This is a genomic window from Shewanella metallivivens, assembly GCF_028750675.1.
Lineage (GTDB): Bacteria > Pseudomonadota > Gammaproteobacteria > Enterobacterales > Shewanellaceae > Shewanella > Shewanella metallivivens.
On sequence record NZ_JAQQPZ010000003.1, the window covers coordinates 309,419 to 334,697 of the forward strand.

20 protein-coding genes and 2 tRNA genes are annotated in these 25,279 nt (G+C 43.2%); 2 read left to right on the plus strand and 20 right to left on the minus strand.

The window, feature by feature from the left end:
* Positions 1-374 precede the first annotated feature (374 nt).
* Positions 375-2,411, plus strand: coding sequence for a putative bifunctional diguanylate cyclase/phosphodiesterase (locus PQR79_RS06665; protein ID WP_238106929.1), 2,037 nt, complete (start codon positions 375-377; stop codon positions 2,409-2,411).
* 419 nt (positions 2,412-2,830) lie between these two features.
* On the opposite strand, the gene rpsO is transcribed toward PQR79_RS06665, so the two are convergent.
* The 14 genes from rpsO to rlmE all read right to left on the minus strand — a co-directional run bounded on the left by rpsO (position 2,831) and on the right by rlmE (position 16,000).
* Positions 2,831-3,100 carry a 30S ribosomal protein S15 gene (gene rpsO / locus PQR79_RS06670; protein WP_238106928.1) on the minus strand — a complete coding sequence of 90 codons (270 nt, stop codon included), beginning with the start codon at positions 3,098-3,100 and terminating at the stop codon, positions 2,831-2,833.
* A gap of 127 nt (positions 3,101-3,227) precedes the next feature.
* The gene (gene truB / locus PQR79_RS06675; RefSeq protein WP_238106926.1) at positions 3,228-4,181 is read right to left on the minus strand and encodes a tRNA pseudouridine(55) synthase TruB; all 954 of its coding nucleotides are present in this window, start codon (positions 4,179-4,181) and stop codon (positions 3,228-3,230) included.
* Positions 4,181-4,612 carry a 30S ribosome-binding factor RbfA gene (rbfA, locus tag PQR79_RS06680; RefSeq protein WP_238106925.1) on the minus strand — a complete coding sequence of 144 codons (432 nt, stop codon included), beginning with the start codon at positions 4,610-4,612 and terminating at the stop codon, positions 4,181-4,183. Before rbfA ends, truB begins: the two co-directional genes overlap by 1 nt.
* A 65-nt stretch (positions 4,613-4,677) precedes the next feature.
* On the minus strand, positions 4,678-7,332 hold the full coding sequence (gene infB / locus PQR79_RS06685; protein ID WP_238106923.1) for a translation initiation factor IF-2: 2,655 nt from the start codon (positions 7,330-7,332) through the stop codon (positions 4,678-4,680).
* Positions 7,333-7,357: 25 nt separating this feature from the next.
* The gene (nusA, locus tag PQR79_RS06690; protein ID WP_238106922.1) at positions 7,358-8,857 is read right to left on the minus strand and encodes a transcription termination factor NusA; all 1,500 of its coding nucleotides are present in this window, start codon (positions 8,855-8,857) and stop codon (positions 7,358-7,360) included.
* 31 nt (positions 8,858-8,888) lie between these two features.
* Positions 8,889-9,344, minus strand: coding sequence for a ribosome maturation factor RimP (gene rimP, locus PQR79_RS06695; RefSeq protein WP_238106920.1), 456 nt, complete (start codon positions 9,342-9,344; stop codon positions 8,889-8,891).
* A gap of 170 nt (positions 9,345-9,514) precedes the next feature.
* Positions 9,515-9,590: transfer RNA gene (locus tag PQR79_RS06700), tRNA-Met, on the minus strand.
* An 82-nt stretch (positions 9,591-9,672) separates the two neighbouring features.
* Positions 9,673-9,759, minus strand: a tRNA-Leu gene (locus tag PQR79_RS06705).
* Between the two features lie 13 nt (positions 9,760-9,772).
* Complete coding sequence (gene secG / locus PQR79_RS06710; protein ID WP_238106919.1) at positions 9,773-10,108, minus strand: preprotein translocase subunit SecG; 336 nt, start codon at positions 10,106-10,108, stop codon at positions 9,773-9,775.
* A 4-nt stretch (positions 10,109-10,112) separates the two neighbouring features.
* The gene (gene tpiA, locus PQR79_RS06715; RefSeq protein WP_188917264.1) at positions 10,113-10,895 is read right to left on the minus strand and encodes a triose-phosphate isomerase; all 783 of its coding nucleotides are present in this window, start codon (positions 10,893-10,895) and stop codon (positions 10,113-10,115) included.
* 138 nt (positions 10,896-11,033) lie between these two features.
* The gene (glmM, locus tag PQR79_RS06720) at positions 11,034-12,371 is read right to left on the minus strand and encodes a phosphoglucosamine mutase (RefSeq protein ID WP_238106917.1); all 1,338 of its coding nucleotides are present in this window, start codon (positions 12,369-12,371) and stop codon (positions 11,034-11,036) included.
* Positions 12,372-12,473: 102 nt separating this feature from the next.
* Positions 12,474-13,307 (minus strand): dihydropteroate synthase, encoded by an 834-nt coding sequence (gene folP, locus PQR79_RS06725; protein ID WP_238106916.1) that lies wholly within the window; start codon positions 13,305-13,307, stop codon positions 12,474-12,476.
* Positions 13,308-13,375: 68 nt separating this feature from the next.
* Positions 13,376-15,325 (minus strand): ATP-dependent zinc metalloprotease FtsH, encoded by a 1,950-nt coding sequence (ftsH, locus tag PQR79_RS06730; protein ID WP_238106915.1) that lies wholly within the window; start codon positions 15,323-15,325, stop codon positions 13,376-13,378.
* Positions 15,326-15,370: 45 nt separating this feature from the next.
* Positions 15,371-16,000 (minus strand): 23S rRNA (uridine(2552)-2'-O)-methyltransferase RlmE, encoded by a 630-nt coding sequence (gene rlmE / locus PQR79_RS06735; protein WP_238106914.1) that lies wholly within the window; start codon positions 15,998-16,000, stop codon positions 15,371-15,373.
* 90 nt (positions 16,001-16,090) lie between these two features.
* Between rlmE and yhbY the strand changes: the two genes are divergently transcribed.
* On the plus strand, positions 16,091-16,390 hold the full coding sequence (yhbY, locus tag PQR79_RS06740; protein WP_188917254.1) for a ribosome assembly RNA-binding protein YhbY: 300 nt from the start codon (positions 16,091-16,093) through the stop codon (positions 16,388-16,390).
* A 67-nt stretch (positions 16,391-16,457) separates the two neighbouring features.
* Here the strand turns inward: yhbY and secF are convergent, their stop codons facing one another.
* The 6 genes from secF to carA all read right to left on the minus strand — a co-directional run bounded on the left by secF (position 16,458) and on the right by carA (position 25,199).
* The gene (gene secF / locus PQR79_RS06745) at positions 16,458-17,381 is read right to left on the minus strand and encodes a protein translocase subunit SecF (RefSeq protein ID WP_238106913.1); all 924 of its coding nucleotides are present in this window, start codon (positions 17,379-17,381) and stop codon (positions 16,458-16,460) included.
* Between the two features lie 4 nt (positions 17,382-17,385).
* Positions 17,386-19,209, minus strand: coding sequence for a protein translocase subunit SecD (secD, locus tag PQR79_RS06750; RefSeq protein WP_238106912.1), 1,824 nt, complete (start codon positions 19,207-19,209; stop codon positions 17,386-17,388).
* A gap of 135 nt (positions 19,210-19,344) precedes the next feature.
* Positions 19,345-19,893, minus strand: coding sequence for a hypothetical protein (locus PQR79_RS06755; protein ID WP_238106910.1), 549 nt, complete (start codon positions 19,891-19,893; stop codon positions 19,345-19,347).
* Positions 19,894-20,094: 201 nt separating this feature from the next.
* Positions 20,095-20,571, minus strand: a complete 477-nt coding sequence (gene greA / locus PQR79_RS06760) for a transcription elongation factor GreA (RefSeq protein WP_238106909.1) — start codon at positions 20,569-20,571, stop codon at positions 20,095-20,097.
* Between the two features lie 226 nt (positions 20,572-20,797).
* Positions 20,798-24,019: a carbamoyl-phosphate synthase large subunit gene (gene carB, locus PQR79_RS06765; RefSeq protein WP_238106907.1), complete on the minus strand. Its 3,222-nt coding sequence runs from the start codon at positions 24,017-24,019 to the stop codon at positions 20,798-20,800.
* A 22-nt stretch (positions 24,020-24,041) separates the two neighbouring features.
* Positions 24,042-25,199, minus strand: coding sequence for a glutamine-hydrolyzing carbamoyl-phosphate synthase small subunit (carA, locus tag PQR79_RS06770; protein WP_238107209.1), 1,158 nt, complete (start codon positions 25,197-25,199; stop codon positions 24,042-24,044).
* Positions 25,200-25,279 lie beyond the last annotated feature (80 nt).

A 25,279-nucleotide genomic window follows, 5' to 3' on the forward strand; every position in this document is an offset into this window, starting at 1 on the left:
GACCTTTAATTACGCGCACAAGTATACTTCAATTACTTTGAATAGTTAAATAGACGCGATATACAGAATGAAAAATATTTAAAATAATCATTTTCCTACAGCAGAACATGACAATAATCATCGATTTGTTATTGAGAGTTCGGCTTTTGTTGCAAATAAGTTATCCCAGCGCGGGTTTTACCGACATTGTTAATGACAATCGTGTTGAATTTGACTAAAGTTAGCACAGTGATAAGCATCTATGATTTAAGGCAAAAGGATATAACTAACCCTAAAATAGGCTGCAAAAAACACAAATAACATTAGCGTTTATCGTAAACCAAGTAGAATATAATTAACGTAAAATTAGTCACTTATGCGACATGGAATACTAAATGACCCCCAGTTTTAAGTCTTTAACATGGAAACAGACTAACTTAGTGGTATTTACTGCTTTGTTTTTTGCGGTTGCTATTTTTATTGTCGAAATCGCTATTCAAGTTATCTCAACCAAAAATCAATTAGCTGAGGCACAGCAAGAGTTACTCAATTCGGTTGAGCAAACCACCACTAATGCAGTTTGGTCACTCGATGACAAGCTCGCTAGCCAAACGCTACAAGGGATCATAAAAGTCGATAATGTCGGTTCTGCAGTCATTGAACTGGATGATGGTTCACGATTTGTGTCAACAGCGAATCAAACCAGCAAATCATTTGGAGCCTATGAGAGTTTAAGTCAACGATTATTTGGTGACTTAAAAGAAACCTCGCGTCCTTTGTACCGTCCTTTTTATTTTGAAAGTAATCAACAACAACAGCTTATCGGCACCTTAACTATTTTTTACGATACCCAAAAACTGACCAACAAACTATTTGGTCAACTTAAACTTGGGTTAATTGCCACCTTAGCCAGAGCATTATTGCTCACATTAGTATTGAGTGTGGTGTTTCATCGATTTTTAACCCAACCAATAGCCCAAATCAGTGAGGCTATTGATAAAATTGATCCAGACTCACCCGATGAAAATCTATTACCCATGTCGCCAGCCCATAAAGACGATGAATTAGGCTTGGTGACCAGTAAATTCAATCAAATATTATTGCAATTTAGCCAAACTCAAAACAAATTGCGCAAAATGGCGACTCGTGATCCACTTACCGGTTTGCCAAATCGCACCTTATTATTAGAAACCTTAAACGTCACCATTCAGCGCTCTCGAGTACATAAACGTAATTTTAGCCTATTATTTATCGATTTAGACCGTTTTAAAAATGTCAACGACTCGTTAGGACATGCCCTTGGCGATCAGTTTTTGGCCCGTATAGCACGCATATTAGAGCGCGTGGTCGGCGATAAAGGCAGTGTGGCTCGTTTAGGCGGTGATGAGTTTGTGATTTTGGCCGATGAAATCCAAACCCCAGCTCAAGCCGCTGACTTCGTTGACAAATTACTGATTCAATTGAATGCGCCAGTGCAACTAAATGAACACGCTATCCACCCCGCTGCGTCGATTGGCATATCAATATATCCAGAAGATGGCGATACTGCAGAAGATTTAATCCGCCACGCAGACATTGCCATGTACAGCGCAAAGGCTGCGGGGTCAAACCAGTGGTCTTTCTTTAAGCAACAAATGACCGAACGTGCAGCGGTAAGACTTCGCACAGAAGCCTCATTACACGATGCCTTAAAAAACAATGAGTTTTTACTGTATTTCCAACCTAAGTTTGACTTAAATACTCATAAAGTGGTTGGGTGTGAAGCGCTAATACGCTGGCAAAAAGATGGCCGAGTGATTAGTCCAATGTCATTTATTCCAGTAGCCGAAGAAACGGGCATTATCATACCAATCGGACGCTGGGTCATTGAGCAAAGTTGTAAGGTTATCCGTGAATGGCAGCGGAAATATAATTATGCCATTCCTATTGCTGTTAATGTCGCATCACAACAGTTTGCCGATGCTAGTTTAGTTCCTGATATTAAGCAATTGGCCATTCGCTACCAAATTAGCCCTGAATTACTCGAAGTTGAAATTACTGAAACATCATTAATGAATGATGTCGAGCAGGCAATTATTAAGCTTGAACAACTTAAAACTGCCGGATTTGGTATCGCTGTTGACGATTTTGGCACGGGTTACTCTTCGCTGTCTTATTTGCGCCATCTGCCTATTACTACCATGAAAATCGACAGAGCCTTTGTGAGCGACTTACCAAAAGACAGTGCGATTGCATCAACCATTTTGATGCTTGGGCAACAATTAGATTTATCTATTGTGGCTGAGGGTATTGAAAACGAAGAACAACTACAGTGGCTTAAAGACAACAACTGTGTGATCGGCCAAGGGTTCTTTTTTAGTGAGCCATTACCGTTAGCAGAGTTTGAGCAACAGTTTATTTCAAGCAATACCGCCAAGATTCTGCACGTTTAGACAAAACAAATAATACCATTTCCATTAATGATGTCACCAATCTGAGCCACTCAGACTGTTCAGTTTAAGGTGCATTGTTAAAACAATGGTTATTCCCTTTTAAGACACAATGCAACAAAGAAATGGACAGTCTGAGGACCTCCTGCAAGGCGGGTTTCTGTGTATTCTATACTGCCTAATAGCATTTTGAGGTACGACTGCATGGATGCAGGAGCTAGAACAACGCAGGAGCAGTTGTCGAGAACAGCTATGCCTACTATCCTATTACTTGCCTTGAAGGCTCAGGACTCCCGCTGAATGACCAGATAATGGTTGGAGTGAGTGGGTATTAGGCACATTAAATTTAAGACAATAAAAAAGGAGGCCAATGCCTCCTTTTTTACGGTTTGTTGCCCAGTGATACTAAGCAACACATCGAATTAACGACGTAAACCTAACTTCTTGATTAGATCAGCATAACGATCTGCATCAGTACGCTTTAGGTAAGCAGTAAGCTTACGACGAGCGCTAACCATGCGTAATAGACCACGACGTGAGTGGTGATCATGGATGTGCTCTTTAAAGTGACCTTGAAGGTGGTTAATTTGAGCAGTTAACAAAGCTACTTGAACTTCAGTTGAACCTGAATCGTTTTCGCCGCGACCAAACTCAGCTAAAATTTTTGCTTTTGCTTCAGCACTTAGTGACATGTGTATCTCCAAAAAAGTAAATGTATCTCTAGCCGATCACTAACTCAGCCAGAGCGAGCGCGGTATAATAACGAGATTAACCTGCAACCGCAATAAAAAAACGCAAAAAAACGAACTATTTGTGTCGTTAAGATTGCTGTGCACTTTCATGCATAACAATAAGACGCTTAGGCGCTAATAAACCATCGTCATTCATCATACCAATGCCAACAAACTTACGTTCATCACCAATTGTAATCCGCACTAAGCAATCAGGCTTTAACCCCGACGCTTGAATAGCTTGACCTTGCATAACGTAGTACAGCATGGCATCAGGCAGGTTAATTTCTGGGAAATTAGCCACTGCGGTATCCATAGGCAATAATAAAGGATCAAGTAAGGTTTTAGGGGCAACCTCTTGCTCTTGAGCCTGGACCAACAATGCTTCTAGCTCTGCCAAGCTGACCATTTTTTCATATGGATAGTCTGCAACTTGAGTACGGCGCAACATAATCACATGAGCACCACATCCAAGCATTTCACCTAAATCATCGATAATAGTGCGGATATAAGTGCCTTTAGAGCAGTGTATGTCTAAGGTTAACTCATCACCTTCAAGCTTGATGAAATTAAGTTCAAATACCGTTATCGGACGCGATTCACGCGGTACTTCAATGCCTTCACGCGCATATTTATACAAAGGCTGACCTTGGTATTTTAGTGCGGAATACATTGACGGAATTTGTTGGGTCGTTCCACGAAAGAACTCAAGTTTTTCATCTAGAAAAGCCTGAGTAAATTCAACTGGACGCGTTTGGACGACTTCACCGTCGGAATCACTGGTGTCAGTACGCTCACCCAATTTTGCTGTAACAAGGTAACGTTTATCAGCATCCAAGAGATGTTGAGAAAACTTAGTCGCCTCGCCTAAGCAAATTGGTAACATTCCGGTCGCTAATGGATCTAACGCGCCAGTATGACCGGCTTTATTCGCGTTAAAAATGCGCTTAACACGTTGCAAAGCAAAGTTAGAACTCATGCCAGTGTCTTTATCGAGTAACACGATTCCGTCGATGAAGCGACCTTTAGGGCGACGAGCCATTAATCTTGCTCCTTGTCACCGTCAACAGCTTCGCTGCTTTCTGGTGCCTGTGGATCAAATTGTTGTTGCTTAGCTTTATCTTTATTAATGACCTGCGTGACTAGGTTAGACATTCGCATGCCCTCTACTAAAGAGCTGTCATAAACAAAGCGCAGTTCAGGCATAACACGTAATTTCATACGTCCCGCCACTAACGTGCGAATATAAGGTGCAGCTGCGCTTAGCGCATCAACTTTTTGCTGAACAAGTTCGTTATCTTCTTCAAAGAAGGTTACAAAAACTTTTGCATAGCTTAAGTCACGTGAAACGTCTACGTCGTTTACGGTAACAAAGCCTATACGTGGATCTTTCATATCGCGCTGTAACACCATTGCAAGTTCTTGCTGGAGTTGTTGAGCGATACGGCGGGTACGACTAAATTCTTTTGCCATGATGATATGCCATAACGTTGGGTATACAATCAAAAAGGGCGGCTAATGCCGCCCTGTTTTGGTTCTTATAAGGTGCGAGCTATCTCGACGGTTTCAAAGACCTCAATCTGGTCTCCTACACGTACGTCATTATAGTTCTTCACGCCGATACCACATTCCATACCGTTGCGTACTTCTGTTGCATCGTCTTTGAAGCGACGTAATGATTCAAGTTCACCTTCGAAGATAACCACGTTTTCACGTAGTACACGGATTGGCGCGCTGCGCTTAACCAGGCCTTCGGTAACCATACAACCAGCAATAGCACCCAGTTTAGGCGACTTAAACACGTCACGAACTTCAGCAAGACCAATAATCTCTTGTTTGAACTCAGGTGCTAACATACCGGTCATTGCAGCTCGTACTTCATCAATTAGATTATAGATGATGCTGTAATAACGTAGGTCAACACTTTCTGTTTCGATAGTCTTACGCGCTTGAGCATCTGCACGAACGTTAAAACCAACAAGAATAGCATTTGATGCCGCTGCAAGTGTTGCGTCAGTTTCAGTTAATGCACCGACACCACGAGCAATGATGTTCACTTTAACTTCGTCAGTAGACAGTTTAGTTAATGAATCACAAATTGCTTCTAGTGAGCCTTGTACATCCGCTTTAAGTACGATGTTCAGCTCTTGTACTTCGCCTTCTTCCATGTTGGCAAACATGTTTTCTAGTTTCGACTTCTGCTGACGAGCTAACTTAACGTCACGGAACTTACCTTGACGATATAGTGCGACTTCGCGCGCTTTACGCTCATCACGTACAACGGTCGCTTCATCACCCGCTGACGGCACACCTGAAAGGCCTAAAATCTCTACAGGAATAGATGGACCCGCTTCAGTAATTGCTTTACCGTTTTCGTCTTTCATCGCACGGATTTTGCCGTACTCTAAACCACATAAAACGATATCACCTTGGCGTAACGTTCCTTCTTGAACAAGGATAGTTGCCACAGGGCCACGGCCTTTATCAAGTTGTGACTCAATCACCACACCAGCAGCCATTGTATCGCGTACGGCTTTAAGTTCTAACACTTCAGCTTGTAGTAAGATGCCTTCTAACAACTCATCAACACCGTCACCTGTTTTAGCTGACAAGTGGACAAACATGTTGTCTCCACCCCAATCTTCAGACATCACGCCATGCTGAGAAAGTTCGCTCTTAACACGCTCTGGATCAGCTTCTGGCTTATCCATTTTGTTAACCGCAACAATTAATGGCACATTACCAGCTTTAGCATGTTGAATCGCTTCGATGGTTTGCGGCATTACGCCGTCATCAGCAGCAACAACCAAAATAACAATATCCGTTGCCTTAGCACCACGAGCACGCATCGAGGTAAACGCAGCGTGACCAGGGGTATCAAGGAAAGTAATCATGCCATTGTCTGTTTCAACATGGTATGCACCAATGTGCTGAGTAATACCACCGGCTTCGCCATCGGCAACTTTAGCGCGACGAATGTAGTCAAGTAGTGACGTTTTACCATGGTCAACGTGCCCCATAATAGTCACAACTGGCGCACGTGATTCTAGAATTACGTTATCATCACGGTCTTGTAGTACTTGATGCTCTAATTCGTTTTCACGAATTAATACCACTTTGTGACCCATTTCTTCTGCAACCATTTGAGCAGTTTCTTGGTCAAGTACTTGGTTGATCGTTACCATTGAACCCATTTTCATCATTTGTTTGATGATCTCAGTGGCTTTAATTGCCATTAAGTGAGCAAGTTCAGATACGGTTACGGTTTCACCGATACGTACATCGCGAGTGACTGCTGCTGCTGGCTTGTTAAAACCATGAGCCATCGATTGCGGTGCGGTACTGCGATTACGCATGTGTTTTTCACGGCCATCACGTGCATCTTTACCACCACGTTTTTTATTGGTGTTTTTGTTGCGTGCACGACGACCACGTTTTTCATCATCAGCATCAGAACTGTCTTCTGCTGCACGAGCAACTTTAGACGTTGTGATGTGGTGATCGCTGTTCTTTTCAGCATCTAAACGTTGACGTTCTTCTTCAGCCCAACGCTTCGAGTTTTCTTCAGCTAATTTGCGTGCTTTTTCTGCCGCTTTAGCTGCTTCTTCTTTCTGCTTTTCGGTTAATACCGCTTCTTGAGTTGCTTTTAAGCGCTCAGCTTCTGCTTTTGCTGCTGCCGTTTCTGGATCAGCGGCTTTAGGCGCTTTTTTAGGCTCTGCTTTCGGTTTTTCTGATTTCACTTTGGCTTCTGCTTCTGCTTTTTTCTTCGCTTCGGCGTCAGCTTTGGCTTTAGCTTCTGCTGCTGCTTTTGCTTCAGCCTCAGCTTTTGCCTTAGCTTCGGCTTCTGCTTTTGCTTTGGCTTGAGCTTCTAACTCAGCTTGTTTTGCTAATTCAGCATCATCACGCTTAACAAAAGTACGTTTTTTACGCACTTCAACTTTCACGTCTTTAGACTGACCGCCTGTACTTGCAACACTTAATGTTGACACAGTTTTACGCTGAAGCGTCATTTTAGTCGGTGCAGAATCTGCACCGTGCTGTTTTTTCAGATAATCTAAAAGCTGTTGCTTTTCTTGCTCTGAAACGGTGTCTTTCTGTTGCTTTTTAATACCAGCATCTGAAAACTGCTCGATTAGTCGATCAACCGATTTTCCCACTTCTGCTGCTAATTTTTCTACACTTGTATCTGCCATCAATTAAATCCCCCTGTTGATCGACTTATGCTTCTTCGCCAAACCAACAGATGTTGCGGGCAGCCATAATAAGCTCACCTGCTTTTTCTTCTGTTAATTCTTCAATATCAATTAAATCGTCAATACCTTGCTCGGCCAAGTCTTCTAAAGTCACTACACCTTTGCTCGCAAGAACATAAGCTAAATGTCTTTCTAATCCTTCCAATGCTAATAAATCATCACTTGGCTCTGCACCATCTAACGCTTCTTCAGTGGCTAATGCTCTTGTTGAGATAGCCGCTTTTGCACGTTCACGTAATGCCGCGACGATTCCTTCGTCAAAGCCTTCTATTGCGAGTAGTTCAGATTCTGGCACATAAGCAATTTCTTCAAGTGAAGTAAATCCTTCATCAGCTAATACGCTTGCAAAATCTGTATCTACATCTAGCGAAGCAACAAACAAATCAATCACCTTAGCGCTTTCGGCTTGGTGTTTCTTGTTCATGTCTTCTACTGTCATTACGTTAAGTTCCCAACCTGTTAGTTGAGTGGCTAAACGTACGTTTTGGCCGTTACGACCAATTGCTTGAGCTAAACTGTCTGCTTCAACTGCAATGTCCATAGAGTGGTTGTCTTCGTCCACAATAATAGACGCAACGTCGGCTGGCGCCATGGCATTGATCACATATTGAGCAGGATTATCATCCCACATCACGATATCAACACGTTCGCCACCTAATTCGTTTGACACAGCTTGAACACGTGCACCGCGCATACCAACACAAGCGCCAATGGGGTCGATGCGACGGTCATTTGATTTTACAGCAATCTTCGCGCGAGCGCCTGGATCACGAGCAGCACCCATCACTTCAATCATTTCGTCGTAAATTTCAGGCACTTCTACACGGAAAAGCTCGATTAACATATCAGGCTTACTGCGTGTTAAAAATAACTGAGCACCACGCGCTTCTGGACGAACGGCATACAATAATGCACGTACACGGTCACCTGGGCGGAATGATTCACGACTGATTAAGTCTTCTTTAAATAATACGCCATCGGCATTATTACCTAAATCGACAACCACGCTCTCACGGGTGCTTTTCTTTACAACACCAGTAACGATTTCGCCTTCACGTTCAATAAATTGTTCAACGATTTGTGCACGCTCAGCTTCTCGTACTTTTTGCACAATGACTTGCTTAGCTGTTTGTGTTGTAATGCGGTCGAAAGCGACAGAGTCGATTTGATCTTCAATAAATTCGCCAGGTTGAATTTCTGGGTCTTCAAAACGTGCAGCTTCAAGGGTAATTTCGCTGTATGGGTTTTCTAATGCTTCACCCTGGTCATCAACAACCATCCAACGACGGAACGTATCGTAATGACCGGTTTTACGATCAATTGCAACACGAACTTCAATATCACCTTCGTATTTTTTCTTAGTAGCAGTAGCTAATGCGATTTCTAGCGCTTCAAAAATTTTCTCGCGCGGAACGCCTTTCTCATTGGAAACCGCTTCTGCGACTAGCAGGATCTCTTTATTCATTTGGTCTTGCCTCGTTCTTCACCTGAAACTATCAAAACTTAGCGATAATGTTGCCTTTACGGATATTATCCAAAGCAACAATCAAGTCTTTACCATCAACTTTGATGGTGAGCATTTGCCCATCAACACTAGTGATGACGCCTTTTAAATTACGACTACCCGCAACAGGCATAGTCAACTGTACTTTCGCATCTTCACCGATATAAGCGGCATACTGCGCTGCAGTAAATAGCGGTCTATCTACCCCTGGTGAAGAAACTTCTAATGTGTATTCTGTCGAAATGGGGTCTTCAACATCCATAACAGCACTGACTTGGCGACTGGCCTCAGCGCAATCTTCAATATTGATGCCATTCTCGTGATCGATAAACACACGGAGTATTGAATGACGACCAGCTTGAACATATTCAATGCCCCAAAGCTGAAAGCCTGAAGCTTCAACTGGCACAGTTAATAATTCAACTAGTTTGGATTCTATTGTTGCCAAAAATGACCCCCAAAAAAACAAAAAAAGGGCTAAAAGCCCCAGAGCAACCCGCCATAAACACGGATATTTAAAAGTCCATATAACAAAAAACCCCGTAATCACGAGGTCATTTTATTATAGAACCTGTAAATTGCGATTTAATTTCAATGTGAAAATAAATCGCAAGGAGCTGGTTGCGGGGGCCGGACTTGAACCGACGACCTTCGGGTTATGAGCCCGACGAGCTACCAACTGCTCCACCCCGCGTCAACTGCATGCAAGTATATTGATTTACGTCATATCTTGCAATAACTAATCAAACACAATCCTTAGTTTGTTAGTTAAAATTTGGTGCCGAGAGCGGGACTTGAACCCGCACGTCCGTTAGGACACAGCCACCTCAAGGCTGCGCGTCTACCAATTCCACCACCTCGGCGACACCTGGTTTACTAGTCAGGAATTTTCGTTTCTGACTGTTCGGTTTGCACAGGCGCTTCATCAATGATTTGCTCTGCTGCTGAACCTAAATCGTTCCATTGATCGTTCTGCTGTGTATGGTTAGCACTTAAATTACCAATCACTAAGCTTAATGCGAAAAACGCAATCGCTAAAACAGCAGTCGAACGGGTCAGGAAGTTACCTGAACCACTTGAGCCAAATAAAGTGCCTGAAGCACCGGCTCCGAAAGATGCGCCCATATCGGCACCCTTTCCTTGTTGGATTAAAATTAAGCCGACTAGACCTAATGCAACCACCAAGTATACAACTATAAGAACTTCGTACATATTATTACGCGCTCATCGCTATGGTGCATAAACTTAAAAACTCTGTTGAGTTTAAACTTGCACCGCCAATCAGACCACCATCAACATCGGGTTGGGCAAAGATATCTGCCGCATTATTGGGGGTAACACTACCACCGTAAAGAATCCTAATGTTCTCTCCAATAAATGGAGACACTTCAGAGAGGCGACTGCGAATAAACGCATGAACTTCTTGTGCCTGCTCTGGTGTAGCGCTTTTACCGGTTCCTACAGCCCATAAAGGTTCGTAGGCGATAATCGCGTTATCAAAAGCCATGGTACCGTTTTTTTCAATTACAATATCTAGCTCTTCGGCAATCACCTCAAAGGTGCGTCTTGCTTCACGAGCAGGTCCTGATTCACCGACACACAGTATTGGTGTTAGACCATTTTTTTGTGCTGCAGCAAACTTCTCTGCCACAATATTACTCGTCTCTCCGTACATACGGCGACGTTCGGAATGGCCGATAATGACATATCGACATCCTGAATCTTTTAGCATTTGCCCGGAAATCTCACCGGTGTACGCACCAAAATCATGTTGACTAAGATTTTGCGCGCCCATTCTAACAAGCGCTCCATCTAAGGTTTGCTTATTGGCTTCAAGCAGCTGCCTAACACTTTCAAGATAAATTGAAGGCGGGCATAAAACCACTTCAGCTGAATCATTTTGGAGCTTAGTAGCAAATTTTTTAAATAACTCTTCAGCTAAAGCTGAATTGCCATTCATTTTCCAATTGCCAGCTACCATAGGACGTCTGAGTGCCATCACGGTCTCCTCTGAAAGCGGCGTGAATAATAGCGAACCACTTCTCAAGTTACAATAGGTAAAAGGGGAATATTTCAGTTTACCTGTCGAAGCGTCTACTTTTTGAGCGCGCAACTACATTACTGAATATTCAAATAATTAACATGCTGCTTTTACAGCCTCTGCAATGCGATTTGCATGCGCTAACACTTGTGAATGATCATCACCTTCAACCATTACACGGATTAACGGTTCAGTACCCGATTTACGCAGTAAAACTCGACCACGGGCACCTAATTGCATTTCGACATCAGCCTGTGCAGCTTTAACCGCATCGGTATCAAGTGGGTTTGTCGCTCCTTCAAAGCGAACATTGACCAATACTTGCGGTAACATTTTCATGGCATCAGTCAGTTGCTCAAGCGATGCTTGTTGTCTTCGCATTGCAGCAAGCACTAAAATACCAGCTACAATACCGTCACCGGTTGTACCATGATCGAGGTTGAGTATGTGACCAGAGTTTTCACCACCAATACGCCAATCATGCTGTTTAAGCATTTCCATGACGTATCGATCACCCACTTTTGAACGAACAAATGGAATATCAAGTGCTTGCAGTGCTAAGTCTAACCCTAAATTTGACATAAGGGTACCCACAACACCGCCTTTTAAAATACCACGTTTTTGCGCATCTACCGCTAAAATATACAGTATTTGATCGCCGTCTATCACTTCACCACGATTATTTACCATCATTATGCGATCGCCGTCACCATCAAGGGCAATACCTAAATCCGCTTTTTCAGCTAATACTGTTTCGCAAATTTTGGCCATTGAGGTGGCGCCAACTTTGTCATTAATATTCAGACCATCAGGTTTATCACCAATCGCGACAACTTGTGCACCTAGCTCTCTAAATACATTGGGCGCGATATGGTAGGTTGCGCCATGGGCACAATCGACCACAATTTTTAAACCTTCAAGAGTATGCTCTGCGGGAAAGTTACCTTTACAATATTCAATGTAACGCCCAGCAGCATCATCAATTCGGCGTGCTTTACCTAATAAGTGCGATTCAACACACACTAATGGTTTTTCAAGCTCGGCTTCAATTTCAAGCTCAATAGCATCATCGAGTTTACTGCCATCAGTTGAAAAGAACTTAATCCCATTATCATAATAAGGATTGTGTGAAGCGCTAATAACCACCCCTGCTTCAGCTCTAAAAGTTCGTGTCAAATATGCGACAGCGGGAGTTGGCATAGGTCCAAGTAATAATACATTTAAACCAGCAGCGGATAACCCCGCTTCCAAGGCCGATTCAAATAAATAACCCGAAATACGCGTATCCTTACCAATAATGACTTTTTGAGTGCCACTTCGTGATAATACTCTGCCAGCAGCCCAACCTAACTTTAACGCAAGTTCTGGGGTCATTTTGCCAGCCCCTACTTTACCGCGAATACCGTCGGTTCCAAAAAATTGTCTTTGTTTCACATGTCCCCACTTAAGTGATTCACTTTGTGATTAATATTATTATGTTTTATTCACGGTTTAACGAGTCAGAAAGTTAACGAATAGCACATTTCTGGTACTCATTTATAGCTGCTCCATGGTTGCAGACATAACTTTAAGCGCATCGACTGTTTCGGCAACATCATGAACACGAATAATCTGCGCGCCTTGTTGTGCCGCGATAAGCGCACCTGCAATACTGCCAGCAAGACGTTGGTCAGTATCGCGCCCCAGTAAATTACCAATCATACTTTTACGTGATAAACCGACAAGCACAGGTAAATGAAACTCATGTAATGTTGGTAGCATGGCTAATAGTCGATAATTATGCGCTAAAGTTTTACCAAAGCCAAAGCCTGGATCAAGGATTAACCGCTCACGCTCAATCCCAGCAGCTTCACAATAAGCAATTCTCAATTCAAAAAAAGCAGCCACCTCATCAACAACATCGGCATACTCTGGCGCATCTTGCATTGTTTGCGGTTCACCTTGCATGTGCATTAAGCAAATAGGCACATCAAGTGATGCCGCCATGGCTAATGCACCCGGCGCTTGCAATGCTCTTACATCGTTGATTAAGTTAGCACCAGCATTAACGGCAGCTTCCATCACTTCGGGTTTGCTGGTATCAATTGAAATCCACACATCATGAGTTTTAGCTGTGTATTCAATAATCGGCAGCACTCGGGCAAGTTCCTCTTCCACAGAAACTTCAGCTGCACCAGGGCGAGTCGACTCACCACCGACATCGATCACTAGCGCGCCTTGCTTAACCAAATTATCAACATGGCGACAAGTTTTTTCAAAGCCAGTATAAGCACCACCGTCAGAAAATGAATCAGGGGTAACATTGACGATCCCCATCACAACAGGTGCTGATAAATCGAGGGTTTTATTGGCATGAATTAATTGAAACACTGGGATATCCTAAATAAGATTAAAAACAAGAAAACCCCTTTCGGGGTTTTCTTTATTAGCGTGTATATTTATTTAGCAGGTGATTCATCTGCGTCATTAATATCAGCCTTTTGAGCCTCTTCAGGCTTTTCTTCTTCAACTTTCGGAGCGTTATTTCCGCCGCCTTGGCCATCTGAAGAATCATCTTTCTGCCAATCAGCTGGCATACGCACTTCACGGCGATTCATTAAATCATCGATTTGTAAAGAATCAATCGTTTCATATTTCATTAAAGCATCTTTCATCGCATGCAAAATATCCATATTTTCTGTCAACATGGTTTTAGCACGTTGATAGTTTTTATCGATAAACATTTTGATTTCAGAGTCAATTAATGTTGCAGTGTCACCCGACATTGCTTTTGACTTACCCATGCTGCGTCCTAAGAAAACCTCGTTTTCTTCTTCTGCATACAATAGTGGCCCTAACTTGTCAGAGAAGCCCCATTGGGTAACCATGTTTCGTGCAATAGATGTCGCGTATTTAATATCTTGCGACGCACCAGTAGACACTTTTTCACTGCCGTAAATAAGTTCTTCAGCTAAACGACCGCCATAAGCCACAGAAATTTGCGACTCAAGTTTACGACGGCTTTGGCTGATGGCATCGGCTTCTGGTAAGAAGAACGTCACGCCCAACGCACGGCCACGAGGAATAATCGTCACCTTATGCACAGGATCATGCTCGGGCACTAAGCACCCAACAATTGCGTGTCCAGCTTCATGGTATGCAGTCATTTCTTTTTCAGACTCAGACATCACCATCGAGCGACGTTCAGCACCCATCATAATCTTGTCTTTAGCACGCTCAAACTCTTCCATTCCTACAACGCGGCGATTACCACGTGCAGCAAATAGGGCAGCTTCGTTAACTAGGTTGGCTAAATCCGCACCTGAGAACCCTGGCGTACCACGTGCAATAACACTGGCTTTAACATCGTCAGAGAGTGGCACTTTACGCATGTGCACTTTTAAAATCTGTTCACGACCACGTACATCTGGCAAGCCAACAACCACTTGGCGGTCAAAACGACCAGGACGAAGTAGTGCAGCATCCAATACATCAGGGCGGTTGGTCGCAGCAATAACAATAATACCTTCATTACCTTCAAAGCCATCCATTTCAACCAACATCTGGTTTAATGTCTGCTCACGCTCATCATGACCACCACCAACACCGGCACCACGTTGACGGCCTACTGCATCGATTTCGTCAATAAAGATTATACAAGGCGCTGATTTTTTAGCTTGTTCAAACATGTCACGTACACGAGATGCACCAACACCGACAAACATTTCAACGAAATCAGAACCAGAAATAGTAAAGAATGGTACCTTTGACTCACCAGCAATCGCTTTAGCAAGCAAGGTTTTACCCGTACCTGGTGGTCCCACCATTAACACACCCGTAGGAATACGGCCACCAAGTTTTTGGAACTTAGTTGGATCACGTAAGTAATCAACCAGTTCTTTTACTTCTTCTTTTGCTTCATCACAACCAGCAACATCGGCAAAGGTGGTTTTGATTTGATCTTCGCTCATCAGTTTGGCTTTACTCTTACCAAACGACATTGCCCCCTTACCGCCACCGCCTTGCATTTGACGCATGAAGAAAATCCATACACCAATCAGCAGTAACATAGGGAACCATGAAATAAAAATTTGGGTTAAGAAGCTAGACTCTTCAGCTTCCTGGCCTTTCATGGTGATGCCTTTACGGTCAAGATCATTAATTAAATCTTGATCATACATTGGCATGATTGTAGTGAACTTCTCGCCGGTACGCTTGGTACCTTCAATCGTTCTTTGGTCGCTTTTAACTTCGACCGTGTTGATTTGACCATTTCGAACATTGTCCAAAAAGGCGGAATAATCCATCTTCTGCGAATTCGAAGAAGAGGGGGAATAACCCTGAAACACTGACATCAACACAACAGCGATGACAACCCAGAGTATTAAATTTTTTGCCATGTCACTCAAATTACTAGACCTCTTAACAGTCCTGCGATTATTAACGTTAGACTACTACAACTTGTAACCAGTCGCCACTAGATAGACTTCTCGAGAGCGCGCTCTAGAGGAGTCTGGTTTACGGGTTTTCACCACTTTGAATGCCTCTTTGACTGTTTTCATATACTCGTCAAAGCCCTCCCCCTGAAAGACTTTAACAGCAAAACAGCCATTAGGCGCCAACACTTGATGACACATATCTAGTGCTAATTCCACTAGGTACATAGCTCTAGGTTGGTCTACAGCATCCGAACCACTCATATTCGGCGCCATATCTGATAGTACCACATCCACTTTATCTTGCCCTACTCGGTCAAGCAATGCTTGTAATACTTTGTCTTCTCTAAAATCACCTTGAAGAAAATCTACGCCGACAATGGGATCCATTGGTAAAATGTCACAGGCGATCACTTTACCTTTTTCACCCGCTAATTTCACCGCGACTTGTGACCAGCCCCCAGGGGCAGCACCTAAGTCAACAACCGTCATGCCGGTTTTAATCAAATTATCTTTTTGCTGGATTTCTTCTAACTTAAATGCCGCGCGTGAGCGAAGTCCGCGCTTTTGCGCCAATTTCACGTAGTGATCATCAAAGTGTTCTTGCATCCAACGAGCAGAACTCGCAGTACGTTTTTTGGTTACCATTTAAATTCCGCAACGATTCAGAGTTACATAAGCCTTATATAAGGGTAGAATAACGGTTTTTCAACAGTAACTCAGCAAAAGTTGGTACAAATGAACTTAACAACCAAACAAAAACAGCATTTAAAAGGTCTGGCGCACAGTCTAAAGCCAGTGGTGCTGCTTGGTGGCAACGGACTGACTGAAGGTGTTCTGGCTGAAATTGATAGCGCTCTTACACATCATGAATTGATTAAAGTGAAAGTAGCCTCTGCCGACAGAGAGCTTAAAAATGCCATCGTTGACGCCATCGTACGTGAAACCCAGTCTGCGAAAGTGCAACTTATCGGTCATGTATTAGTTATCTTCCGTCATTCACCTGAAATGAAGATTGCCCTGCCAAAAGCAAAGTAACACAATCTTCAATGACAAAGCCGCTGAAATCTGCGGCTTTTTCATAAAAAAGATTAACTAAATATGTCTAAGGGGTATCAGGTAACGGCACAACAAGGTAATGCTCTGCCTTTAATCCTAAAAACTCAGGTAAGGTTGCACCTACCGATATCGATGACCAAGTCCCCGTTAAAATCCCAATGAACATGGCGATTGAAAAACCTTCTAACGGTGCCCCGCCCATCACCCAAAGGGCAACCACAGTAAGTAACGTGGTACCAGATGTCACCATAGTACGAGAAAAAGTAGATTTTACCGCTAAATTATTAATATCTGTAGTATTCCATTGTGGCTTTGCCACTAACTGCTCGCGCACTCTGTCGGCAATAATAATAGAGTCATTCAGCGAGTAACCCAGTATCGCCAAAATGGCGGCAAGCACGGTTAAATTAAATTCCATTTGGCTCAGTGAAAAAAATGCCAACACAAACACCACATCGTGCACTAACGCAAACAACGCCCCTGACGCTAGGCGCCATTCAAAACGAAAACTTAAATACCCCATAATACAGAGCATTGCGACCAGTAATGCTAATCCACCTTGCTCTACAAGCTCTTGGCCAACCTGCGGCCCAACAATGCTACTGTTAAGCACTGTAATATCGCTATTTAATGGTGCTAACACTGTGTGTAATTGTGGACGCTGCGCTTCATCAGGAATATTGGCATAACGTAATACCCAACGCCCAGGTTCACTGGCCGAGATCACACTCACTTCTTGCTGGTAGGCAGCATTCATTAAGGGTTGAATTTCACTGGCGCTAATACGCTTATCTATTTGAATTTCGGTAACCACTCCGCCGGTAAAATCTAACCCCCAGTTAAATCCTTTTACGCCGATAACGGTTAACGATAGCAACATAAATACGATTGATATTAAACTGGATGCATAACGCCATTTGGTTAAATAAGCTAATGCTTGCGATGAATTGTTTATTGTTTTTACATTCATTGTGTTACACCTTAATCGCGCGACGAGTGTCACGGCCATATACTAAATTAATGATTGCTCTAGACGCAAAAATACCGGTAAACATACTGGTTAATAACCCTAAGCCAAGCGTTAATGCAAAGCCTTGAATAGGCCCATTACCCATTGAAAACAACACTACAGCAGTAATCATTGTGGTAAAGTTAGCATCGATAATAGTTGAAAAAGCACTGTCAAAACCCACATCAATAGCGCTAGCAAAGCTGCGCCCTTCAGCTAACTTATCTTTAATACGTTCAAAAATAAGTACGTTAGTATCAACAGCCATACCCACAGTAAGCACTAAACCCGCAATGCCAGGTAAGGTCAAAACGGCGCCAGGGATCAATGCTAATAAACCAAACAACATCACCATATTGGCAATCAAAGCCAAATTTGCAACCCAACCTAAACGGCGATACCAACAGGCCATAAATAACAAGGTTACCGCCATTCCCAAAGCCAAAGCGGCAAAGCCATTAACAATATTTTCAGCACCTAAACTTGGACCTATGGTGCGCTCCTCTACTATTGTGACTGGCGCAGTCATTGAACCTGCTCGAAGCAATAGCGCTAATTGCTGTGCTTCTTGGTGTGTGCCAGCCCCGGTGATTTCAAATTTACTGCCTAATTGACTTTGAATAGTCGCGACACTAATGATTTTCGTGCTTTGCTGCGCCTGACCTTTTTCATTACGGCTATATTCGCTAAATGCTGTCGCCATGGGTTTGCCAATATTGTCGCGAGAAAAATCCGACATGAACTTACCACCGCCAGCATCTAAACTGATGTTGACTTTTGACATACCAAAATCCCCAATAGCAGCACGAGCATCAACAATATGATCGCCACCTAACACCGGTTTACGTGCAACATAAACCGGTTGATCTTGTTCATTCTTGAGCACCATGGCATTAACTGACCCCATTTCTAGTACCGGATAAAACGCTAAGCTCGCGGTGGCACCAATGACATTTTTTGCGCTGGCGGGATCTTGCACCCCAGGTAGCTCAATGCGAATGCGGTTTTCACCTTGCCGTTGCACTAAGGCTTCTGTAATACCCAGCTCTTCAATTCTGCTGCGCATGATTTGTAAGTTTTGTTGTACGGTAAGATTAGTCAGCTTGACCTGCTCACTTTCACTTAACGAGACAGTCAGAGTGTCTTGACGTCCTACGACCTGCCATAAAGGATATTGCTGGGCAATAAATTGTCTTATTTTTCCTCTTGCCTCTTGTTGTGCCGCTTCAACATTTACTTCAGCGCCGTCACCTTGACGGACCATCACAGCGCTAATATGTTCTTGCCGCACAAATTGTTTTACCGAATCGCTGACCATCAACGCTTGATTGTTGAACACCAAATCCAGATCGACATCAAGCAAAAATTGTACTCCGCCCCGTAAATCCAAACCTAACTTGATGGGCGCAAAACCCATGTTTAATAACCAGTTTGGTGCAGCGGGTGCCAGTACTAATGTGACCTGCACATCATCTGCAAAGGCTTGCGATAACAAATTTTTAGCAAGGGTTTGCTGATCAGCTTGCTGTAACACCACCAAGGTGTTTTGCATCTGTTGATCAATTCGCTTGGTATGAATCCCGGCTTGACTTAACACTTGGTACACTTGTTCTGACGATAAGCTATTAGGTGTTTTGCTCGATAACTGCACAGCAGCATCTTCGCCATACCAAGACGGCAAAGCACTTAAAAACAGTATGATTAAGGTGACGACCAGCACCCAGTATTTCCACTGGGCATATTTGTTGAGTTGCGTATTTAGCGGTTTATTGTTTGATAGTAATGTCATAACACTTGCTCTCACTAACCGCGCCCAAGGACACGATAACAATGCATAGCGAACGATAAAGTCGTAAAGCCATTATCGGTTCACAATCAAATCCATTAGCCTAGCTAATAGAGTGGGGAGTCAAACAAGTGCGTTTTAGCAGGTGTGCGAATGTACGAAAAGTCGGTTGGATTCTTTCCAAGCAGAAATACGAGAAGGACCAGATGCCGCTGTTAACACCCAGTCTAATTGCGGACTAAAATTAATTTGATAGCCAATTTGTAAAATCGGGATTGGTGGAGAAACAAACTCATAAGCGAATACATAACTAGGATTGACCTCATCAGGTTGATGCTGAGCAAGGTTAATGTAGCGCGCCGAATAGGTTGGCACATAATGAATGTCATTTGGGCTGCTCGCTGGAGTAATATCTGGGTCAAAGCTATTATTTCCAACATAACCGAGCCTAGAGGCATTAGTATCAATCAATGTTGCAGGGCTTATCTGAGTGACATCAGTAGATTGCTTGAGGCTTTTCGGCTCGCAATTAAGGATGGCAGTACAAACAGGTGAGCCGATAGAGCTTAGCTGTGGGGCGCTAGAATGCGATGACGGTAAAATTAATACACGACTATTGATCAGGAAGAATGAACTCAACCCTACAATAACCAGCATTAATACTATACGCACCCAAGGAAACGTCATAACCGCCTTGTAACCTATATCAATTGACCTTAATTAAGCCAATACCCTAATCAAGCATTACCTAAGATAGTATCGGCACTATTGTTAACAGGCAAATTAAATCTTTTACATCTTGCTTATAAAAAAAGCACTTACCTTAAAAGATAAATGCTTTTTAATTATTGCTTTAACGATATCTCATCGTCCAAACCAAATAACGGCTTAAATATACTCAACAGACACGATGTCGTAATCAGTTAGCCCGCCAGGCGTCGTGATAGACACTTCATCGCCTTCACTTTTACCAATCAAGCCACGGGCAATAGGTGAGTTCACTGAAATCAGGTTTTGTTTGATATCGGCTTCGTCGTCACCCACAATACGGTAAGTCATTTCAACATCTGTTTCGACATTTAAAATGGTCACTGTGGTGCCAAAAATGACCCGGCCAGTATTTTCCATTGTTTTCACGTCGATGATTTGTGCATTTGAAAGCTTACCTTCAATATCACGAATACGCGCTTCACAAATGCCTTGCTCTTCACGGGCAGCGTGATATTCAGCATTTTCTTTTAAATCGCCTAATTCACGTGCTGATGCAATGGCTTCAGTGATTTTTGGACGGCGATCAAACTTTAAAATCTCTAATTCTTTACGTAGTTGATCCGCACCAACCACTGTCATTGGAACCTTATTCATAATGTCTTTGTCTCCTTTAAAAACAAAAGCATCCCGTGTTAGCTAATGCCAACACAGTGAAAAAACTATTGGAAATACGCAATCGAGTTTGGCTGCGTCTTTGGGATGCATCTCTTCGATGATTGCAGACAGCTTACCTAAGCTTTTAACGACTTGCTAGTGATCCATCATCAAAATGTCATAAAAAAGGTCGCCATATGGCGACCTTTTAGTAACGCTTTATGGTTTAACCTACAATACGCTTATGAAGCTCTTGTATTGAACTCACTTTTACACGGTCATCGGCAGCGTGCGCGAGGCAAGTTGCAAAGGCAGCATTTAGTGTAGTGGTGTAATTCACTTTATAACGCAATGCACCGCGGCGGATCTGACGTGAGTCTTCAATGGCTTGACGACCTTCGGTGGTATTGACGATGTAAGTGTATTCACCATTTTTGATACGGTCCAAAATATGCGGACGGCCTTCATGTACCTTGTTCACCAAGCGAGGATTAATGCCTGCTTCGCCCAAGATAATGGCAGTGCCGTGAGTCGCATCAATTTCGTAACCTAATTCAATCAACTTAGATGCTAAATCAGCAACACGTTTTTTATCACTGTTACGCACAGATAATAATGCACGGCCTGATTTTGGTACTTCTGATGTGGCACCTAGTTGTGCTTTTGCATAAGCTTCGGCAAACGTATCACCCACGCCCATCACTTCACCAGTAGAGCGCATTTCAGGCCCTAATAATGGGTCAACCCCAGGGAATTTATTAAACGGCAATACCACTTCTTTAACCGAGAAATAAGGTGGGATAACTTCAGTGGTAAAGTTTTGCGCTTTTAAACTTTGGCCAGCCATAACACGAGCAGCAATTTTAGCTAACGGTACGCCAGTGGCCTTTGATACAAACGGCACGGTACGAGCAGCACGAGGGTTAACTTCAATCATGTAGATTTCGTTATCTTTTACTGCAAACTGGACGTTCATCAAACCAACAACACCGAGCTCGAAAGCAAGCTTAGACACTTGTTCACGCATTCTTGCCTGAATATCTGCACTTAATGTGTAAGGTGGTAATGAACAACCAGAGTCTCCAGAGTGAACCCCTGCTTGTTCAATATGTTCCATGATTGCACCAACAACCACAGTTTCACCGTCACACACTGCATCAATGTCAACTTCAATCGCATCGTCTAAGAAGTGATCAAGTAACACAGGCGATGCGTTAGACACTTTAACCGCTTCGTTGAAGTAACGTAGCAAGTCTTGTTGGTCGTACACGATTTCCATTGCACGACCACCCAATACATAAGATGGACGAACCACTAACGGATAACCAATGTTGCCAGCTTCAATCACAGCACTTTCAACCGTTGTTACCGTGGCATTTTGTGGTTGAATCATGTTTAAACGTTGAATAGCTTGTTGAAAACGTTCACGGTCTTCTGCACGGTCAATGGCATCTGGACTCGTACCAATAATAGGTACGCCTGCCGCTTCAAGCGCGCGAGCAAGTTTTAATGGCGTTTGGCCACCGTATTGTACAATCACACCTTTTGGCTGTTCAATGCGTACAATTTCAAGTACATCTTCTAGGGTTACCGGTTCAAAGTATAAACGGTCAGAGGTGTCATAATCGGTTGATACGGTTTCTGGATTACAGTTAACCATAATGGTTTCGTAACCGTCTTCACGTAAAGCTAATGCGGCATGAACACAGCAATAATCAAACTCGATACCCTGGCCAATACGGTTTGGACCGCCACCTAATACCATGATTTTGTCACGGTTTGATGGATTGGCTTCACATTCTTCTTCGTACGTTGAGTACATGTAAGCTGTGTCTGTTGAAAATTCAGCAGCACAGGTATCTACACGCTTGTATACAGGAAAGATTTCATGGCGGTGACGTAATTTACGTACTTCAGCATCGCTAACACCTAACACATCAGCAAGACGAGCATCAGCAAACCCTTTACGTTTAAGCTTACGTAAAATGTCTTCATTCAAACCTGACATACCTAACTCTGCCACTTTGGCTTCGTCAGCAATAAGGTCTTCAATTTGAATCAAGAACCAGTGATCAATATTGGTCAACTTAAAGATTTCATCGCGTGATAATCCTGCACGGAAAGCATCAGCAATGTACCAAATACGGTCACAGCCAGGCTCTTTAAGTTCCAGACGAATACGCTGTAAGCCTTCTGTAGAGTTATAATCAACGATAGAGTCAAAACCATTACGGCCAACTTCAAGACCACGAAGCGCTTTTTGTAACGATTCTTGGAAAGTACGGCCAATGGCCATCACTTCGCCCACCGATTTCATTTGAGTAGTTAAACGGTCATTCGCACCGGCAAACTTTTCAAAGTTAAAACGCGGTACTTTAGTCACTACGTAGTCAATGGCAGGTTCAAAAGACGCAGGCGTTTTACCGCCGGTAATATCATTGCTAAGTTCATCTAATGTAAAGCCAACCGCCAATTTAGCGGCAATTTTTGCAATCGGGAAGCCCGTGGCTTTAGAGGCCAATGCAGATGAACGCGAAACACGCGGGTTCATCTCAATGATCACCATACGGCCAGTATTAGGACAAATACCAAACTGCACGTTTGAACCACCCGTTTCAACACCAATTTCACGCAGTACCGCTAATGAAGCATTACGCATCAACTGGTATTCTTTGTCGGTTAAGGTTTGTGCTGGAGCAACGGTAATCGAGTCACCAGTGTGCACTCCCATTGGGTCAAAGTTTTCAATTGAACACACGATAATACAGTTATCGTTGCGGTCACGAACCACTTCCATTTCGTATTCTTTCCAACCAATTAATGATTCATCAATCAATAATTCGTTAGTTGGCGACAAATCTAAGCCTTGAGAACAAATCTCTTCAAACTCTTCTTTGTTGTAAGCAATACCGCCGCCACTGCCACCCATAGTGAAAGATGGACGGATAATACATGGGAATCCAACCATGTCTAATACGCCGTATGCTTCTTCCATACTGTGAGCAATACCGGCACGCGGACATTCTAAACCAATGGCTTTCATTGCGGTGTCAAAACGGCTACGGTCTTCAGCTTTATCAATGGCGTCAGCTGTCGCACCAATCATTTCAACGTTAAATTCTTTCAGTACGCCCATTTCTTCAAGTTTTAGCGCGCAGTTTAATGCTGTTTGTCCACCCATTGTCGGTAGAATCGCATCTGGACGTTCTTTAGCAATAATGTTGCGTACCACTTCCCAGTGAATCGGCTCGATATACGTTGCATCGGCCATTTCTGGGTCAGTCATAATGGTGGCTGGGTTAGAGTTCACCAAAATAACCCGGTAACCTTCTTCACGAAGGGCTTTACAGGCTTGCGCACCTGAATAGTCAAACTCACACGCCTGGCCAATAACAATTGGGCCGGCACCTAGGATAAGAATACTTTTAATATCTGTACGTTTTGGCATTGCGTCGTCTTCTCCCAGATAATTACTTAGCGTGCTGACGGTATAGTTCAATAAGTTCGATGAAATGATCGAACAGAGGCGCGGCATCATTTGGGCCAGGGCTTGCTTCAGGGTGCCCCTGGAAGCTAAACGCCGGCTTATCGGTTAAATGAATACCTTGAAGTGAACCATCAAATAACGATTTATGCGTGACCTTAATGTTGGCAGGTAATGTCGCTTCGTCAGCAGCAAAACCGTGGTTCTGGCTGGTAATCATGACATTGCCTTGTGCAATATTGCTCACAGGATGGTTTGCGCCATGGTGACCAAATTTCATTTTTAAGGTTTTTGCGCCTGAAGCCAAAGCAAGTAACTGGTGGCCTAAACAAATACCAAATACCGGCGTGTCGGTTTTTAAGATTTGTTGAATAGCTTCAATGGCATAATCACAGGGTTCTGGATCGCCAGGGCCGTTTGATAAAAACACCCCATCTGGATTCATTGCCAGCACTTCTGCAGCAGATGTTTTTGCTGGAACCACTGTTACGTCGCAACCACGGTCAACCAGCATACGTAAAATATTGCGCTTAATACCATAGTCGTAAGCAACGACTTTGTATTTGAGTTCAGACTCTGGTGTATCAGACGGTAAACCACCGACTAATTTCCAGCTGCCTTTGCGCCATTGATAAGCGTTATCAGTAGTGACTTCTTTGGCTAAATCCATGCCTTTCAACCCTGGGAATGCTTTTGCTTCCGCCAAGGCTTTTGCTTCGTCTAGGTCTCCCACCATAATACAACCGGCTTGAGCCCCTTTTTCACGCAGAATTCGAGTTAGTTTGCGAGTATCTATATCAGCAATACCAACAACATTATTCGCTTTTAAATAATCGCTTAATGATTGTTGATTGCGGAAATTACTTGCCATCAGCGGTAAATCACGAATGATTAAGCCACACGCATGAACCGCATCCGATTCGGTGTCTTCATCATTGGTACCCGTGTTACCGATATGTGGGTAGGTTAATGTTACTATTTGGCGTGAATATGAAGGATCCGTAAGAATCTCTTGATAACCTGTCATTGAAGTATTAAATACGACTTCACCAACAGAGATACCGGTAGCACCAATAGCGGTGCCAGAGAATACGGTTCCATCTTCGAGTACGAGTAAGGCAGACTGTGTCAACGCGACCTCCAGAAAAGAGCCAAGCCACTGAAATTATGAGTTTTTATTTTGCACTAAAATACCAACTTCCGCTTAAATACGAAATTTTGACA